General features: G+C 57.8%; 14 protein-coding genes. 4 read left to right on the top strand and 10 right to left on the bottom strand.

Annotated elements, in window-relative coordinates:
* Positions 1-76: 76 nt before the first annotated feature.
* Positions 77-766, bottom strand: coding sequence for an aquaporin Z (gene aqpZ, locus ACTG19_RS20410; protein ID WP_019445956.1), 690 nt, complete (start codon positions 764-766; stop codon positions 77-79).
* A gap of 270 nt (positions 767-1,036) precedes the next feature.
* A complete protein-coding gene (locus ACTG19_RS20405; protein WP_005334366.1) occupies positions 1,037-1,249 on the bottom strand; it encodes a DUF1653 domain-containing protein in 213 nt (70 codons plus the stop codon).
* A 381-nt stretch (positions 1,250-1,630) separates the two neighbouring features.
* Here ACTG19_RS20405 and ACTG19_RS20400 point away from each other — a divergent pair, with 381 nt between their 5' ends.
* Positions 1,631-2,845 carry a pyridoxal phosphate-dependent aminotransferase gene (locus tag ACTG19_RS20400; RefSeq protein WP_005334367.1) on the top strand — a complete coding sequence of 405 codons (1,215 nt, stop codon included), beginning with the start codon at positions 1,631-1,633 and terminating at the stop codon, positions 2,843-2,845.
* Positions 2,846-2,910: 65 nt separating this feature from the next.
* Here ACTG19_RS20400 and ACTG19_RS20395 read toward each other — a convergent pair whose 3' ends face one another.
* The 7 genes from ACTG19_RS20395 to ACTG19_RS20365 form a co-directional block, all read right to left on the bottom strand.
* Positions 2,911-4,386, bottom strand: coding sequence for a YfcC family protein (locus ACTG19_RS20395; RefSeq protein ID WP_005334369.1), 1,476 nt, complete (start codon positions 4,384-4,386; stop codon positions 2,911-2,913).
* A gap of 162 nt (positions 4,387-4,548) precedes the next feature.
* A complete protein-coding gene (fabV, locus tag ACTG19_RS20390; RefSeq protein ID WP_113739152.1) occupies positions 4,549-5,742 on the bottom strand; it encodes an enoyl-ACP reductase FabV in 1,194 nt (397 codons plus the stop codon).
* 287 nt (positions 5,743-6,029) lie between these two features.
* Positions 6,030-7,655: a methyl-accepting chemotaxis protein gene (locus tag ACTG19_RS20385; RefSeq protein WP_019445953.1), complete on the bottom strand. Its 1,626-nt coding sequence runs from the start codon at positions 7,653-7,655 to the stop codon at positions 6,030-6,032.
* 323 nt (positions 7,656-7,978) lie between these two features.
* Positions 7,979-8,566 carry a histidine phosphatase family protein gene (locus ACTG19_RS20380; RefSeq protein ID WP_201989076.1) on the bottom strand — a complete coding sequence of 196 codons (588 nt, stop codon included), beginning with the start codon at positions 8,564-8,566 and terminating at the stop codon, positions 7,979-7,981.
* Positions 8,567-8,720: 154 nt separating this feature from the next.
* Positions 8,721-9,374, bottom strand: coding sequence for a helix-turn-helix transcriptional regulator (locus ACTG19_RS20375; RefSeq protein ID WP_005334376.1), 654 nt, complete (start codon positions 9,372-9,374; stop codon positions 8,721-8,723).
* A 64-nt stretch (positions 9,375-9,438) separates the two neighbouring features.
* On the bottom strand, positions 9,439-10,728 hold the full coding sequence (locus ACTG19_RS20370) for an L-cysteine desulfidase family protein (RefSeq protein WP_439989510.1): 1,290 nt from the start codon (positions 10,726-10,728) through the stop codon (positions 9,439-9,441).
* A 22-nt stretch (positions 10,729-10,750) separates the two neighbouring features.
* On the bottom strand, positions 10,751-11,134 hold the full coding sequence (locus ACTG19_RS20365; RefSeq protein WP_005344164.1) for a Rid family detoxifying hydrolase: 384 nt from the start codon (positions 11,132-11,134) through the stop codon (positions 10,751-10,753).
* A gap of 251 nt (positions 11,135-11,385) precedes the next feature.
* Between ACTG19_RS20365 and ACTG19_RS20360 the strand changes: the two genes are divergently transcribed.
* The 3 genes from ACTG19_RS20360 to ACTG19_RS20350 all read left to right on the top strand — a co-directional run bounded on the left by ACTG19_RS20360 (position 11,386) and on the right by ACTG19_RS20350 (position 15,476).
* Positions 11,386-12,681 (top strand): amino acid permease, encoded by a 1,296-nt coding sequence (locus tag ACTG19_RS20360; protein WP_021229327.1) that lies wholly within the window; start codon positions 11,386-11,388, stop codon positions 12,679-12,681.
* 212 nt (positions 12,682-12,893) lie between these two features.
* Positions 12,894-14,900, top strand: coding sequence for a methyl-accepting chemotaxis protein (locus tag ACTG19_RS20355; RefSeq protein WP_439989509.1), 2,007 nt, complete (start codon positions 12,894-12,896; stop codon positions 14,898-14,900).
* A 282-nt stretch (positions 14,901-15,182) separates the two neighbouring features.
* Complete coding sequence (locus ACTG19_RS20350) at positions 15,183-15,476, top strand: hypothetical protein (protein WP_162628361.1); 294 nt, start codon at positions 15,183-15,185, stop codon at positions 15,474-15,476.
* 74 nt (positions 15,477-15,550) lie between these two features.
* Here the strand turns inward: ACTG19_RS20350 and ACTG19_RS20345 are convergent, their stop codons facing one another.
* Positions 15,551-15,739: a hypothetical protein gene (locus ACTG19_RS20345; protein WP_005334402.1), complete on the bottom strand. Its 189-nt coding sequence runs from the start codon at positions 15,737-15,739 to the stop codon at positions 15,551-15,553.
* Positions 15,740-15,991: the final 252 nt, after the last annotated feature.

Genomic DNA, 15,991 nt, shown 5'->3' with positions numbered 1-15,991 from the left:
TGCTCTTTTCTCGCCCCTCCAGAAACAAAAAACACGCCCGCAGGCGTGTCGATACCACACTTTGTTTCGCAAATGATTACTTCTGCTCAGTCGCCACCAGGCGATAAGCCAGCGCACCCAGAATGGCACCGACAATCGGGGCAACCCAGAACAGCCACAGCTGGCTGATAGCCCAGTCACCGACAAACAGCGCAACACCGGTACTGCGAGCCGGGTTGACCGAGGTATTGGTCACCGGAATGCTGATGAGGTGGATCAGGGTCAGGCACAGACCGATGGCGATCGGCGCGAAACCGGCAGGCGCACGGCTATCGGTGGCCCCCATGATGACAAACAGGAAGAAACCGGTCATCACCATTTCGCACACCAGTGCGGCAGTCAGACTGTAACCACCCGGAGAGTGCTCACCGTAGCCGTTGGAAGCAAAACCGGCAGAGAGATCAAACCCGGCCTGACCGCTGGCAATCACGTAAAGCACGGCAGCAGCGGCAATGCCACCCAGCACTTGCGCCACGATATAAGGCAGTACACCGGATGCCGGAAAACGACCACCCGCCCACAAGCCGACAGTCACGGCCGGATTGAGGTGGCAACCGGAGATATGGCCGATGGCAAACGCCATGGTCAGCACGGTCAGACCGAAAGCCAGCGAGACCCCCAACAGACCAATCCCGACGTGAGGGAAAGCTGCAGCCAGCACGGCACTGCCGCACCCGCCCAATACCAGCCAGAAAGTGCCCATAAACTCAGCAGCAACAGGTTTCACATTATTTCTCCCATTTGAGATAACACAGAACAAGACCCGAGAAGGGCCCATGCTTGAACAAGCGCAGCATTATGGGAGTGTGAGTCCAGATTGCGAACCCTGCAGGCAGAGCTCACTGAATGTGATGTTCGTCACAATCAGTTGATTAGATAAGGGATTTATCATTAAGACAGCTGGCTGCACATCTCATACCCAAGGGCGTCATACGACAACTTGTGACACCGTTTAGCTCGAGTGCTCATCCCTTGAACGATAAAAACGGAGGCGTGGTCAGTCTCCTGCAGGGGCAAAACGGCTGACAACCTGCCCCTGATGCTCAATCCACTCCATAAACATGGCGACGGGTCGGGCATAAACCTGACCATCCTGCTCGGATTGATAAATGACCAGCTGCTCCTGGGTTTCGGTATGCAGAGCCAAGGCAAGCACTTGATAGTAACCCCCCTTGAAGTGGCGATAGCGGCCTGGAACGGGTGCTTGCATGGGAAAACCTCGTAGAAGTGAACACCGATGAGCGAACCACATAAAGATGACACCATGGGTACCATTCAACTCATCGAAAAGGGGGACGAAGACGATTTTTTACACAAGCCAATCGTGCCACAGGATCCGGATATTGCAACACAGTCAGGCAGCATTGTTAATTCGTTCCCCATGTTTCACTAGTTAACCTTGGTTAGCACCAAAGATCGTGCTGAATTTAACGTTCTAGCAACCCTGTTTCAGGGCTAAAAATCAGGGAATTCTTCTAAAAAGAGGATTGTTCTAGCATTCAATTCTGTGAAGAATAGGGGAAAAGAAATTTGATACTAAAAATCGCCTTTTTCGCCAACGCGTCCCTGTGGGGAAGGAATCACACTCACCATGTTCACAATCGACAAGTCGCACAAGCTCGACGATGTCTGCTATGACATCCGCGGCCCGGTGCATAAAGAGGCTCGCCGTCTCGAAGACGAAGGCCACCGCATTCTCAAGCTCAACATCGGCAACCCGGCCCCGTTCGGCTTTGATGCGCCGGAAGAGATTATCAAGGATGTCATCCTCAACATGCCGCTGAGCCAGGGCTACTGCGACTCCAAGGGGCTCTTCTCTGCCCGTAAAGCGGTGATGCAGTACTACCAGCAAAAAGGGATGCGCAAGGTCGATATCGACGACATCTACATTGGCAATGGCGCCAGCGAGCTGATCGTGATGGCGATGCAGGCGCTGCTCAACAATGGCGACGAGATGCTGGTACCCTCCCCCGACTACCCGCTCTGGACCGCCGCCGTCACTCTCTCCGGTGGCCATGCGGTGCACTATCGCTGCGACGAAGGAGCTGACTGGTACCCGGATCTCGACGATATCCGCGCCCGCATTACCCCGCGCACCCGCGGCCTGGTACTGATCAACCCCAACAATCCGACCGGTGCCGTCTACGGCAGCGAGTTCCTGCTGGAAGTGATCGAGATTGCCCGCCAGCACAATCTCATCATCTTCGCCGACGAGATCTACGACAAGATCCTCTACGACGATATCTCCCACACCAGCGTCTGCACCCTGTGCGACGATGTGATGGTGGTGACCTTCAACGGCCTCTCCAAGGCCTACCGCGCCTGCGGCTTCCGTCAGGGCTGGATGGTCATCACCGGCCCCAAAGGCCGTGCTCGCGGTTACATTGAAGGGCTGGAGATGCTGGCCTCCATGCGGCTGTGTGCCAATGTGCCGATGCAGCACGCTATCCAGACAGCCCTTGGTGGCTATCAGAGCATCAACGAGCTGATCCTGCCGGGCGGTCGCCTGCGCAAGCAGCGGGACAAGGCGTGGGAGCTCTTGAACGAGATCCCCGGGGTCTCCTGCGTCAAACCCAAGGGGGCGCTCTACATGTTCCCGCGCCTCGACCCCAAGGTGTATGACATACGCGACGATCAGAAGATGGTGTTCGACCTGCTGCAGCAGGAGAAGCTGCTGCTGGTACAGGGCACCGGTTTCAACTGGCCGGCGCCGGATCACTTCCGGCTGGTGTTCCTGCCCCGCGAAGAGGAGCTGGAGGATGCCATCGGCCGCCTCGCCCGCTTCCTCAAGGGCTACAAGCAGTAAGCAAGGCTCATGAAAAAGGCTCCCGCGGGAGCCTTTTTGTCATCTGTCGTTTTCTATCCGCACCATCAGCCGTGCAGCAGGGCACCGGCCACCAGTACCGCCATGGTGATGAGGGCCACGCCGATGATAAAGGGCAGCACCCAGCGTACGAAGCGATCATAGGGGATCTTGGCGAGCGCCAGACCGGCCACCAGATGGGCGGCAGTGGGGGCGAACAGGTTGATCCAGCCGGAGGCGGACTGATAGGCGGTGATCACCAGATCCCGGGAGATACCGGAGAAGTCCGCCAGCGGCCCCATCAGCGGCATGGAGACGGTCGCCAGCCCCGAGGTGGAGGGGATGAAGAAGCTCAGGATGATGTGCACCAGATAGGCCATCAGGATGAAGACCGATGAGGAGAGTCCGGTCACCAGCCCTTCGGCCCAGTGCAAAATGGTGTCGATGATGACACCCTGCTCCATCACCACATAGATGCCGCGCGCCACCGCCACCACCAGCGCCACCCCGATAAGATCCCGAGCGCCGCTCAGGAAGGTGGCCACATAGTTGGATTCCGGCATCCGGTTGATTAGCGCGATCAGAATGGAGGCGCTGAAGAACAGGGTGGATAGCTCGTCAAACCACCAGCCAAAGGTGGGCAGCACGTCGATCCCCAAATCGGACCAGGGCACCACCGCATAGATCATCAGCAGGAAGGTGCCAAAGAAGACCAGCATGGTGAGCTTCTGCTTGCCGGTGAAGGCGAGGTTGCCGCTCTTCATCTGGGAGAACTCGTCGTCATAGACGATGTCGGCCAGCACGGAGCGGGACTTGTCCTGCTGCACCTGCTTGGCGTAGCGCATCACGAACCAGGAGGCGAAGATCACCAGCAGCAGCCACTGGATGACCCGCAAACCGATCCCTTCGCCGATGGGGATACCGGCAAAACCGGAGGCAATGCCGGTGGCAAACGGGTTGACGGTGGAGGCAAGCACCCCGACCCCGGAGCCAAGCAGGATAATCCCCGCCGCCACCATGCGATCAAAGCCCGCCGCCATCATCACCGGCACGATCAGCGCCCAGAAGGCCACCGTCTCCTCCGCCATGCCGAAAGTGGAGCCGCCGAGGGCAAACAGGGCGATCAACACAGGAATTAGCAGCCGCTCACGGCCGGCAAAGCCGCGCACAATGGCCCCCACCCCGGCATCGAGCGCACCGCTTTGCATGGTCACCGCGAGAAAACCACCGATGATGAGCACGAACAGCGCTACGTCGGCCGCCTTGTGAAAGCCCTGAATGGGGGCCTTGAGCACCTCGAATACCCCTTGCGGGTGGGCGGGTAACTCGGTGTAGCTGCCGGGTACAGGCAACAGCCGCTCGTCGCCGCTGTAATCGGCCACGGCCGCTGCCGCCACCGGCTGCTGGGTCTTGGCGGTGACATAGTCATATTTGCCCGCTGGCAGCACCCAGGTGAGGGCGGCCATCAGGGCGATGATAATAAAAAGCAGGGTATAGACAGTGGGAAGTTGGCGCTTCTTGGGCGCCTCGTTTGGAGTGGTCATAGCTTCCGTTCCTCGGCAATGCCGTCTGTGATCCGATCAGCGCAAGACTAGCGGGTTTGATATGGGGAAAAGGTGATCGCTGATAATAAAATTCCGCAAATTAGCGGGATTTTTGCCAAAAAAACAGGGCCCCGCGGGGCCCTGTTTTCACTTGAGTCAGACTCAGAGCTCGACCACGTCGAATTTCACGTCCGGATTTACATCCGCATCGTAATCGACCTCGTCCAGACCGAAACCGAACAGGCGCAGGAACTCCTGCTTGTAACCGGTGTAATCGGTCAGTTCGGAGAGATTCTCGCTGGTGATGGATGGCCACAAGTCGCGGCAGGTCTGCTGCACATCTTCACGCAGTTCCCAGTCATCCATGCGGATGCGAGCCTGCTCGTCCAGCGCCATGTCGGACGCGTAGAGACGGGTGCGCATCATGCGATCCACCTGCTCCATACAGCCCTCGTGAATGCCCTTCTCCTTCATGATCTTGAAGGCCATGGAGATGTAGAGCGGCATCACCGGAATGGCAGAGGAGGCTTGAGTCACTACGGATTTGAGCACGGCCACGTGAGCGGTGCCGCCCTTGGCAGCCAGATCGCCACGGATGGCGGCAGCGGCGCGGTCCAGATCTTCCTTGGCGCGGCCCAGGGTGCCGTGCCAGTAGATTGGCCAGGTCAGATCGGTACCGATGTAGGAGTAGGCCACGGACTTGGCGCCGTCAGCCAGCACGCCGGCATCGCGCAGGGCAGCCATCCACAGCTCCCAATCCTGACCGCCCATGACGGTGATGGTGTTCTGGATCTCTTCCTCGTTCGCCGGCTCGACGGTGGCGGTGATGATCTGATCCTTGTTGGTATCGATGGCGGTGGTGGTGTAGACCTCACCGATCGGTTTCAGGGCAGAGCGCACCACTTCGCCGGTTTCCGGCATCTTGCGCACCGGAGAGGCCAGGGAGTAGACCACCAGATCGATTTGACCCAGATCCTGCTTGATAAGCTCAATCACCTTGGCGCGGCACTCGCTGGAGAAGGCATCGCCGTTGACGCTCTTGGCGTAGAGGCCCGCCTCTTTGGCTGCCTTGTCGAAGGCGGCAGAGTTGTACCAGCCAGCGGTACCGGTCTTGGACTCGGTGCCCGCTTTTTCAAAGAAGACGCCGAGGGTGGCGGCGCCGCTACCGAAGGCAGCCGCAATCCGGGAGGCCAGGCCATAACCGGTGGAAGCGCCGATCACCAGCACCTTCTTGGGACCATTCTCGATGGTGCCCTTGGCCTTGGTATAAGCGATCTGGCGACGAACATTGGCTTCACAACCGACCGGATGAGTGGTGGTGCAGATAAAGCCGCGAACCTTGGGTTTGATGATCATATGGGGTCTCGGATCCGTTTAATGGATGAAATCGGGGCATAAGATACCTCATCTTGCCGCGATAAGGTGCTCTGATGTGTTGAACTGCGGCAAAAATGGCCATTCAGGGTGACGGCTGCCGTCAAAAATGCACAATTTTTCGGAAAGCCTCACTTCATCAGTCCGGTAATGAATCTCCCCATATCTATGGAAACCGATGACATGTTTCAACGCAGGTGCAGTACGACCAACATGATACAAAAAGGCCCCGAACTCTCGGGGCCTGGGGGTAATGTCATCGAATTATATCAAGCGGCATGTGAGCGCCATTTAAAATGATTAATCTGTGTTCTCATTGACTTGGCCATCTCATCAAGACGCTGACACTTGGCCGATACATGGGCTGCCGAGTCCGAGGTATGTACTGCGATATCGGCAATATTGACCATGCTGCGCGTCATCTCTTCGGTGACTTTGCTTTGCTCTTCGGCTGCAGCAGCGACCTGCACATTGAGATTATTCAGATCATCCACCGCACTCACAATTTCTTCCAAAGAGACGCCGCAGGTCAGCATCAGGGTATTCGTCTTCTCCACTTCAGATAATCCGATATTCATACTATCAACAGCCATAGTTGCATTCTGTTGCAGGCGATTGACGGTGTTCTGGATTTCTCCGGTAGAGTTTTGGGTGCGCTGAGCAAGTACCCGGACTTCATCAGCCACAACAGCGAAGCCACGCCCCTGCTCACCCGCTCTGGCGGCTTCAATTGCCGCATTCAGTGCCAATAAATTGGTTTGTTCGGCAATCGAGCGAATAACCCCCATCACCTGAGTAATGTTATTGCTCTCGATAGCCAGGTTTTGCAGCACAGTGGATGTATTTTGTAATTGACCAGAGAGCAGAGCCATATTCCCAATGGTCTCCTTGACAACCGCTTGCCCCTCTTCTGCCTTGTTTTCAGCCTGACGGGCGGCAATTGCGGCACTATTTGTATTCTGGGCGATTTCGTTAACCGTTGCGCTCATCTCATTCATCGCCGCAGCGCTCTGATCTGTCTCCAGACGCTGCTGGGCCATTTGTTCAGCACTGGTTAGCCCCAGCTCGTTCAGTGCATCGGCGCCTGTCGATAACTGTTCGGCCACGTCATCCATTTCGCCAATCAATCTGCGGAAATGGCTAACCATATCATTCAGCGCCCGTGCGACTTGCCCCAATTCATCTTCCCGAATAACAGGGACGGTGACGGTCAAATCCTGCTCATGCTGCAATTTGTAAAGCGCTCTGCGCAAAGCGGTGAGCGGTTGACTGATCCCGCGAAAAATCCAGATCCCCAGCACGGATAAAGCGAACAAGGCAATCCCGGTAATGGAGAGGAAGGCAAATGAAAAATCAACGGCCAGACTTTCCAAGGTACCAACATGTTCATCTGCAAATCTCAGCTGGAGTTCAACCAGCTTGCCCAGCTCCTCATTAAAAGGATCAACCGTGCTGTATAACTGATGAATTGCCTTATCAAGAGGAGCTTTTAATGAAAGATCACTCTGAATACCATCCAGTGTAATGTCGGCTTTGTTCATCAATACCTGGGCAGACTCCGCTATCGCCCGCTCTTCCGCAGACATCTTCTGGGCCATGTAACGCTTCCATTCCGTTGCGGCTTTTAACTGCGCTTCAGTAACGGAACGTTTTGCCTCTTCACGGGTGATTAATCCAACATGCGCTTTATTGATCGCATCAACGACACTGACCGCATACAAGTCTGAAATCAGCTTCAGTTCGGATAACTGCTGCACCTCCTCTTCATTCACCTGATGGGCAGCCTGATTCATCAGGCGCATCCCCCAAAGGGAGAGAGTGCACAGCAAAATCATACAAAACAGCGGTACCACAACCAGCATCAATAATTTGCTACGAACCGAGATCCCTTTCATGGTGTCGTCCTCATACTCAGGCCACTGGTCGTTTAATATGCAATTGATACACCAAGCATCACGCGACCACTCATTTCAATACAATCACCCGCTTACCTCATTAAAAAAGCGCGGTCTGTGCACCATAGTGCAATGCAAGTTGCAACCTGTTCGCAAAACCAGACCTTAAACACATCACCGCAGGAGAAGGACTAATGTCCTTATTGATAGTGCGCTTTTTAGTCTATTCATCATTTCGTTGATGTCTAATCTTCGCAAAGCAAAATCCGTAGCGTGTTGCAGCCTGCATCGTCCATGCACTGATGGCGGCAACGTCCACGAAACTAGCAAGCAATGCGGGTGACGTGACCATCCTGCAGCTTATAGAAGGCATCTTGCGGCAACTCCTGTGACCAGGTCGCCTCATAGTCGAGATCGGCATAGACGCCACGCAGCATGGCACCGAGCAGGCCGTGGGAGATGACGATGGCCCGCTCGGCGATGGCAGGATCCTGCAACCACTGGTGTGCCCGGCGCTGAATGCTCTCGGAGCTCTCGGCCCCCGGTGCCTGCAGATACCAGTCCCCTTTGCCGGTATCGAGCTCGGGGTGGGCAAGACGCAGCGCCGGTATCTGGCAGCTCTCCCACTCCCCCATCCCCAGCTCCATTAACCGGTCGTCCCAGACGATACGCTCTGCCGCCAACCCCAGCTGCTCGCACACCAGCAGCGCAGTCTGGCGAGCACGGCCGAGCGGGCTGGCATAGACGGTCCAGCGGGCGGGTTCCGCCAGTTCGCCAGCAAGCCGCCGCCCCATGGCGATGGCTTGCGCCTCGCCCTTGTCGGTCAGCTCGGAGTTGCAACGCCCCTGCAGACGCTGCTCGGCATTGAAGCGGGTCTGGCCGTGGCGCAGCAGATAGATGAGTCGAGACATGATTTCTCCAGCATGTTCAGAGAGATAGAAAAATAAAGGGGGAAGATGATAGCAGATGAGCCCGAAGGATGGCCCAAACAGAGAGGCTAAAGCGGGCGTAAAAAACGGGTCAAGGCTGACCCGTTTGCTGCCAATTTGGCCAGAGTGTATCGACTCAGCCCTTCTTGATCTCCCGCAGATAGCGGTAGATGGAGTGGACCGAGATCCCGAGCTGGCGCGCCGCAATCTGGGCACTGTCTTTAAGCTCGAAGATCCCCATGTCGTGCAGCTGATTGACGATGACCCGTGTCTTCTGGGACGGAGGCACCGCCTCGTTGCCACGCACCTCGGCACTGACGGTGTCGATGGTGCTGTTGAGCGCTTCGTCGATGTTGCGGGCAAACACCTCCGGGGTGGCATGGCTCTCGTGGGGATGCATGCACTCCGGCATCATGGTCCGTAGCACGGATTGCAACGGGGCATCCATGTCGCTGTTGATGCAGAGCAACCCGATGGCCCTGTGCTCCCCGTTGCGGATCACGGTGGTGATGGAGCGCAGGGTCTTGCCGGTGGCGCACTTGGTCATGTAGGGGCTGGAGATATCCTGCCCGCTCTTGAGCTTCATCATCGCCAGGTTGGTGATGGGGGCGCCGACACTGCGGCCGGTGATATGGCCGTTGGCAATCTTGACGATCGAGGGATTGCGCGCATCCAGACTGTGGAGCAGCACTTCGGTGTGCTGGCCATACATGGCGGCGATGCCATCCACTATGTTCTCCATCGACTTGAGGATCTCAAAATCGCTCGGACTCAACTCTTGCAGCTTCACAATGGGACCTTCTTGCAAGGGTTGCTGCCGGACAATAGGCGCCGGGCAGCAACCGACAGGGACATCAGGCGGACATGATATCAATAATGGTGCTGTCTGTGGCAGACATGCCCTCCTTCACCATCTGGCCGACGTTGCGGATGGTCTGATCCACGTCGCCGGCGACGATCCCCTGCCCCGACACCGAGTGGCTGTTGAGAGCCATCAGGAAGCCGCGCACCGCCGCGCCAGAGGAGGTACTCACCTTCATGGCGCAGGAGGCTTTCGCCCCGTCGCACACCATGCCGGCACTGTCGCTCAGCACGTTCTGGATGGCGAAGCAGGATTGCTCGAAGCTGCCGCCCGCCAGATAGACCATGGCCATGGAGGCGGCCGCGCTGGTCACGGTATTGCCACAGAAGGCCGACAGCGGCGGATAGTGGGATTTGATATAGATGGCGCCCAGATGGCTCATGATGAGGGCGCGAGCCAGCTGCTCTTCGCTGGCCGCAAAGCGCTCGGCAATCACCATCACCGGAATGGTGGCGGCAATGCCCTGGTTGCCGCTGCCGAAGTTGCTCATGGCTGGCAGGGTCGCGCCCCCCATGCGGGCATCGGAGGCGGCCGCCGTCATCATCACGATGCGGTTCATCACATCCTCGCCGATAAGACCGGCATTGATGTTCTGCTGCATGGTGCGGCCAATCTCCAGGCCATAGGGGTTATTCATCCCCTCGGCAGAGAGCTTGCCGTTAAGCTCGGAGGCTTTGAGGATGAACCGGATCTGCTCGAACTCCACCTGGGTAGCGAACTCGTAGATGGCGGCGATGCTGATATCGACGCCATCGCAGATGGAACCGGTGGCGCCGCCCTGGCTCTGATCGGCGGTGAAGGTCACTTCACCATCGCGGCGCTGCTCGACGATGCGGGTATGACCGCCGCAGAGGGTCACTTCGGCGCTGTGCTCTTCACCCTTGTCATCAGTGCCATAAACGGTCACGCGGCAGAAGATAAACTCGGGGGCGGCGGTGCGGCTCACCTGCACCTTGCCAGCATCGATCAGCTGCTGGGCACGCTCCACCTGTTCTGGCTGGATCGCGGCCAGCACCTCCAGCCCGGCATCGGCGTTGCCGCCGATGGCACCGGCCGCGGCTGCAATGGCCAGACCGATCTTGCCGGTGCCCGGCACATAGACACCCATCGAGTTTTTATAGAGGTTGTCCGACACCGCAACCTCGAGGCGACCGGGCTCCCCCCCCAGTTGCCGAGCGGCGACAGCCGCGGCATAAGCGGCGGCGATTGGCTCGGTACAACCCAGCGCTGGTTTGACAACCTGTTGAATAATCTGCAGATACTGCTGCCACGCTTGTTTCATCACTTGAACCTTTTTATCAGCATTAACGAGCGATATGGGCGATCGCTTCCACTTCAACCTTGACGCCCATCGGCAGATCCTTCACTGCGAAGCAGCTGCGCGCCGGACAATCTTTCTGGAAATAGGCTTTATAGACCTCGTTGAACGCGGCAAAATCGCTGATCTCGGCGAGGTAGCAGGTGGTTTTGAGCACGGTATCCAGCGAGCCGCCAGCGGCTTCCAGCACGGATTTCAGGTTTTCCAGTGACTGGCGGGTCTGGGCGGCAATCCCCCCTTCCACCACACCACCCTGCTGCTTGCAGACCGGCAACTGACCGGAGGTAAAGATAAGGTCGCCATAGGCAGTGCCGTGGCTGTAGGGACCGATAGCGTCAGGTGCCGCTGCTGCTGTGATGATGCGTTTCATATAGCCACTCCTGTTTGTGCAATTTTTTTTGCAATCATGAATCTCATTCCGTTCAACATTATTTGCTTTTTATTTTATCCATTCAACAAAAAGATACAAAAATGGCGTTTAAAGGCACCTTTCGGCCTCAATATAAACCGTGATCACCATCCTGATTTGAACAAAAGTACTCTTATGGGCATTGTTTATGACAGTTTCATTCAACTATATTTGCGCCGCTTTCCCACATCCCTACAAAAAAGAAGGTTTTAATGGACGCGCATAGCACTACACTCGCCAGCCCCGTGATGGGCACGCTGGAATGGAAAGAAGCGGTTCGCTTCGACAGCACCGACTGGGGCTGGATCATCATGAGCATCGGCATGGCCATCGGCGCAGGGATCGTCTTCCTGCCGGTACAGGTGGGTCTGATGGGCTTGTGGGTCTTTCTGCTCTCGGCGGTGATCGGCTACCCCGCCATGTACATGTTCCAGCGCCTCTTTATCAACACCCTGGCCACCTCGCCGGAGTGCAAGGATTACCCCAGCGTCATCACCGGCTACCTCGGCAAGAACTGGGGTGTGCTGCTCGGCGCGCTCTACTTCGTGATGCTGGTGATCTGGGTCTTCGTCTACTCCACCGCCATCACCAATGACAGCGCCTCCTTCCTGCAGAGCTTCGGCGTCACCGACGGCCTGCTCTCCGAAAACCCGCTCTACGGTCTGGTGCTGATCTGCGGTCTGGTGGCGCTGGCCTCGCGCGGCGAGAACCTGCTGTTCAAGATCTCCACCTTTATGGTGCTGACCAAGATCAGCGTGGTGGCCGTGCTCGGCCTGATGATGGTGGACAAGTGGGATGCGGCCAACATCACCGCCATGCCCGCTGCCGGTGACTGGATGAAGGATGCCATCATCATGCTCCCCTTCACTCTCACCTCCATCCTCTTTATTCAAAGCCTGAGCCCCATGGTGATCTCCTACCGCTCGCGGGAAAAGTCGCTGGAAGTGGCCCGCTTCAAGGCGATGCGCGCCATGAATATCGCCTTCGGCATCCTGTTTGTGGTGGTGTTCTTCTACGCGGTCTCCTTCACTCTGGCCATGGGCCACGATCAGGCGGTCAAAGCCTCTGAAGAGAACATCTCCGCGCTGGCCATGGTAGCCCAGGGGATGCCCGGCCAGACCCTCAAGCTCCTGAGCCTCACCCTCAACATCTTTGCGGTAATGACCGCCTACTTCGGCGTTTACCTCGGTTTCCGTGAAGCCTGTCAGGGTCTGGCGATGAACCTGTTGCGCCGGGTGCTGCCGGAAAACCGCATCAACAAAGGATTGGTAGGCAAAGGGATCATGGTGTTTACCGTCATGCTCTCCTGGGGTGCCATCGTGCTCAACGCACCGGTACTGAGCTTCACCTCCATCTGCAGCCCCATCTTCGGCATGGTGGGTTGCCTCATCCCGGCCTATCTGGTCTATCAGGTACCGGCGCTGCACAAGTACAAGGGCACCTCCCTCTACATCATCATCGTCACCGGCCTGCTGCTCTGTGTCTCGCCCTTCCTGGCGTTCAACTGATCGGTGTCCCCTTATCGACCGCGGGTCACCTTCGGGTGGCCCGTTTTTTATTGGCGCAACCCGCCTCTCTGTCGCTGCGGCTGCCAAGTCACCCCGCGGGGCAAAAAGCCAAGGGGATCACAACTTGCAACCGGCCATCACCCAAGGGAGGCCGCTCGGAGTACTATTCAGGCAACACGACTCACGCCCGCACTCAGGTATCGAGGCTTAACATGAAATGGATTTTCAACCCCGCCATCCGGCTGGGCAATCAGCTCTCCTTCAAATATAAATTCCTGCTCTGGTCCTGCCTGATGCTGCTGCCACTGGCCTACAGCATGGCCAATCTGCTGGGGCGGCTGCAGGATGACAACGCGCAGGCCAACCGCGAGCTGGCGGGAGTGGCCAATCTCGCCCCCGTGCCCGCTATCGAGCAAGCCCTGCTCACCCATCGCAATCTGGTGACCCGTCACGCCCATGAGGTGGATCCGGTCGGTGATGATCAGGTCAAGGCAGCCGCACAAGCAGTTGATCAGAGCCTGCAAGCCTTTGCCGACACCCGCCAGAACAACCCCTCCTTTGAGGTGATCCAGCAGGGCTGGGCCGCCCTGCAGAGTGAAGCGGGCAAGCTGGAAGTGGAGCAGAGCAACTTGCGCCACGACAAGCTGCTGACCGAGGTGCGCCACCTCTACAAGCACATTACCGCCAGTAGCAGCCTGATCCAGGATCCGTCGCTCGGTACCTACTACATGGTAATCCTCGCCAGCGAGCGGTTGCCGCAGCTGCGCGACTTGCTGGCCCAGGTGCGGGATCGCGCCGCCACCATCGCCGATTTCGGCCTGTTTCAGGCAGAGGGCTACAGCGGCCTGCGTTTTCGTCTCGACCTTATCAGCGCCACCATGCAGGAGCTGGAGGCCGATCTGACCCTGCTCTACCAGATTGAACCGGCCTACCGCGCCGAGCTGGGTCAGCAGACCGATGCTCTGATACAGCTGGTGCGTCAGGGGGTCGAGACCATGGAAAACAAGATGATGAAGGATCAGCTGGTGCAACTCTCCACCAAGGAGGTACAGGCGCTGGGGGATAAGATGGACGAGGCTATCACCGCGCTGGCAGGCCAGGTACGCCAGCGGCTGGAGGCCGATCTGCATCAGCGGCTGGCCGCCAACCAGCGCCACTTCTGGTGGGTCACCGCGCCGCTGACCGTCAGCTTGCTGCTCTACCTCTACCTGATGATCGGCGCCTATCTCTCCCTGCGCGAAACCGTGGGGCGGGTGCGTGATATTGCCGCCCGGGTCAACGCCCAGGATCTTAGCCAGCATATCGAGATCGTCGGTCAGGACGAGCTGGCCGCCATCAGCCGGGATTACAACGTGACCCTGGAGACCCTGCGCACCCTGATGCTGCAAGTGCGTGAAAATGGCGTCACCGTGGTGGAGAGCGCCACCGAGATCGAAGCGCGCACCTGCCGCTCACAGGAGGTCATTGCCGATCAGCAAGGGGAGACCCATCAGGTCGCCACCGCCATCAAGGAGCTGGCCGCCACTTCACAAGACATGGCGGGCAACGCCCTGCAAGCCGCCCGCATGACCCAGGAGGCGCAGAACGTGGTCGGTCAGGGCGAGGATGTGGTGGAGCGCACCATCAAGGCCATCGACCATATCAACCGCGAAGTGCTGCGCACCGCCGAGAGCATTGGTCAACTGGAACAGCAGTGCAGCCAGATTGGCGGCGTCATCAGCGTGATCCGTGGCATCGCCGAACAGACCAACCTGCTGGCCCTCAACGCTGCCATCGAAGCGGCCCGGGCCGGTGAGCAGGGTCGCGGCTTTGCGGTGGTGGCCGACGAGGTGCGATCTCTTGCCAACCGCACCCAGGGGGCTACCGTCGAGATCCAGCAGATGATTGAACAGCTGCAATCCGGCGCCCGCGCCTCGGTCACCGCCATGTCGGCGGCCAGTCATGAAGCACAGGAGGGGGTCGGGTTGGCGCAGGAGGCAAAACAGGCTTTCGGCGCCATCACCGAGAAGGTGGATCGAATGGTCGATACCAACGCCATCATCGCCAGCGCTATCGAGCAGCAGGGCGCCGTGGTCAACGAGATCGAACGCAACGTGGTGCGCATCTCGGATGGCAGCGACGAGGCGCTGCAAGTGGCCAACGCCGCCCGCGATGCAGCCCGCCAGATCCACCAGCTCACCGAACAGCTGCGCGCCATGGTACAGAGCTTCGTGCTCTGAGCCAGCCACCGCCCCCCACTCCATCGCCAGCCCCTACCGGGGCTGGTTTTTTGCAAATTCAGACGATCAGGCAGCATTGTTTTTCTTGGCGAAAAAAGTATCGACTACCCATTGTGCGATGAGGATAAAGCGGAGTAATCTTCAGCCACAATAAGATTCGAACGTTACCTTTTTGCCAGCCACAGGCCCGGGGATCAGTTCGACGCCCGAGAGGCAGTTCGACAAGAGTTCGGCGAGAGGAAGCTCGCATCACGACACAACCGTTCAGGCGAGGTATCGCAAATGGCGAAGTACCAATTTTTCTCTATCCCGGCCTCCAACCGGCAGCAGTACACTTTTATCGACATGGCCTCCCCCACCCTCCTGCCCGAGAAAGCGGCGCTGCTGACGCAGGGGTTCGAGGTGGAAGAGGATTTTATCGACGCAGCTAACCCGCGCGAGGCGGTGGAGAAGTATCGCTCCAACTTCCTCTATGTGGCCGATGAGATAGGCAAGTCCGATAGCAGCTACGCTGCGGCCGTAGCCATGCTGGAGCTAGGCAAGGGGCTATTAGGCAATAAAACCCGTCGAGATTAGGTACAACGGTAAAGAGTCGTGGCCATCGTGGCAACGTGCCCGATGGCCATATGGCAAGACATCAATTCGGTGAGTCAGAAGCGCCCCAGCTGCTGGAGCATCTCGATTAGCTCCTCTTCGCTGCTCGGCTCATAGGCCAGCTGAAGGCTCGGCGCGGCGCCTCCCATCAGCATGTAGACATTGGTGCTGCAGTGGTCGTAGTGATACCACTTACCGTCGATACAGACGTCGGTATAGCATCTCGGGTCCCTTTTCAGTTCCATATGCACATCCTTTTGTTACATCCCATCAACATCACTCCTGACCGTAAAATAACCACCGAGGTTCAAGCTTGATGCAGATCAATGGAAGCGGCTGAAAGGGATAGATATCTGCCAGATCTGTGGCTTGCGGATGCCCCGAGCCATCATAGGTTATCCAAATGAAGATGGACCGAGCACACCGTCATATCGCCGGATGGCCCCCGGTAACAAAAACGGCGCCCGCAGGCGCCGTTTTTGATTTTCCCTCAAAAG

The sequence above is a fragment of the Aeromonas sp. 3P genome (genome assembly GCF_051919745.1).
Classification (GTDB): domain Bacteria; phylum Pseudomonadota; class Gammaproteobacteria; order Enterobacterales; family Aeromonadaceae; genus Aeromonas; species Aeromonas veronii.
The sequence above is the reverse complement of the archived record's forward strand: the minus strand, read 5'-3'. Positions and strand labels throughout refer to the sequence as shown.

Excerpts from the sequence above, each read along its gene's own strand:
- ACTG19_RS20365 (WP_005344164.1), bottom strand. The coding sequence starts at position 11,134 with ATGAAACGCATCATCACAGCAGCAGCGGCACCTGACGCTATCGGTCCC.
- ACTG19_RS20400 (WP_005334367.1), top strand. The coding sequence starts at position 1,631 with ATGTTCACAATCGACAAGTCGCACAAGCTCGACGATGTCTGCTATGAC.
- ACTG19_RS20405 (WP_005334366.1), bottom strand. The coding sequence starts at position 1,249 with ATGCAAGCACCCGTTCCAGGCCGCTATCGCCACTTCAAGGGGGGTTAC.
- ACTG19_RS20350 (WP_162628361.1), top strand. The coding sequence starts at position 15,183 with ATGGCGAAGTACCAATTTTTCTCTATCCCGGCCTCCAACCGGCAGCAG.
- ACTG19_RS20395 (WP_005334369.1), bottom strand. The coding sequence starts at position 4,386 with ATGACCACTCCAAACGAGGCGCCCAAGAAGCGCCAACTTCCCACTGTC.
- fabV (WP_113739152.1), bottom strand. The coding sequence starts at position 5,742 with ATGATCATCAAACCCAAGGTTCGCGGCTTTATCTGCACCACCACTCAT.
- ACTG19_RS20360 (WP_021229327.1), top strand. The coding sequence starts at position 11,386 with ATGGACGCGCATAGCACTACACTCGCCAGCCCCGTGATGGGCACGCTG.
- ACTG19_RS20355 (WP_439989509.1), top strand. The coding sequence starts at position 12,894 with ATGAAATGGATTTTCAACCCCGCCATCCGGCTGGGCAATCAGCTCTCC.
- ACTG19_RS20380 (WP_201989076.1), bottom strand. The coding sequence starts at position 8,566 with ATGTCTCGACTCATCTATCTGCTGCGCCACGGCCAGACCCGCTTCAAT.
- ACTG19_RS20345 (WP_005334402.1), bottom strand. The coding sequence starts at position 15,739 with ATGGAACTGAAAAGGGACCCGAGATGCTATACCGACGTCTGTATCGAC.
- ACTG19_RS20385 (WP_019445953.1), bottom strand. The coding sequence starts at position 7,655 with ATGAAAGGGATCTCGGTTCGTAGCAAATTATTGATGCTGGTTGTGGTA.
- ACTG19_RS20370 (WP_439989510.1), bottom strand. The coding sequence starts at position 10,728 with ATGAAACAAGCGTGGCAGCAGTATCTGCAGATTATTCAACAGGTTGTC.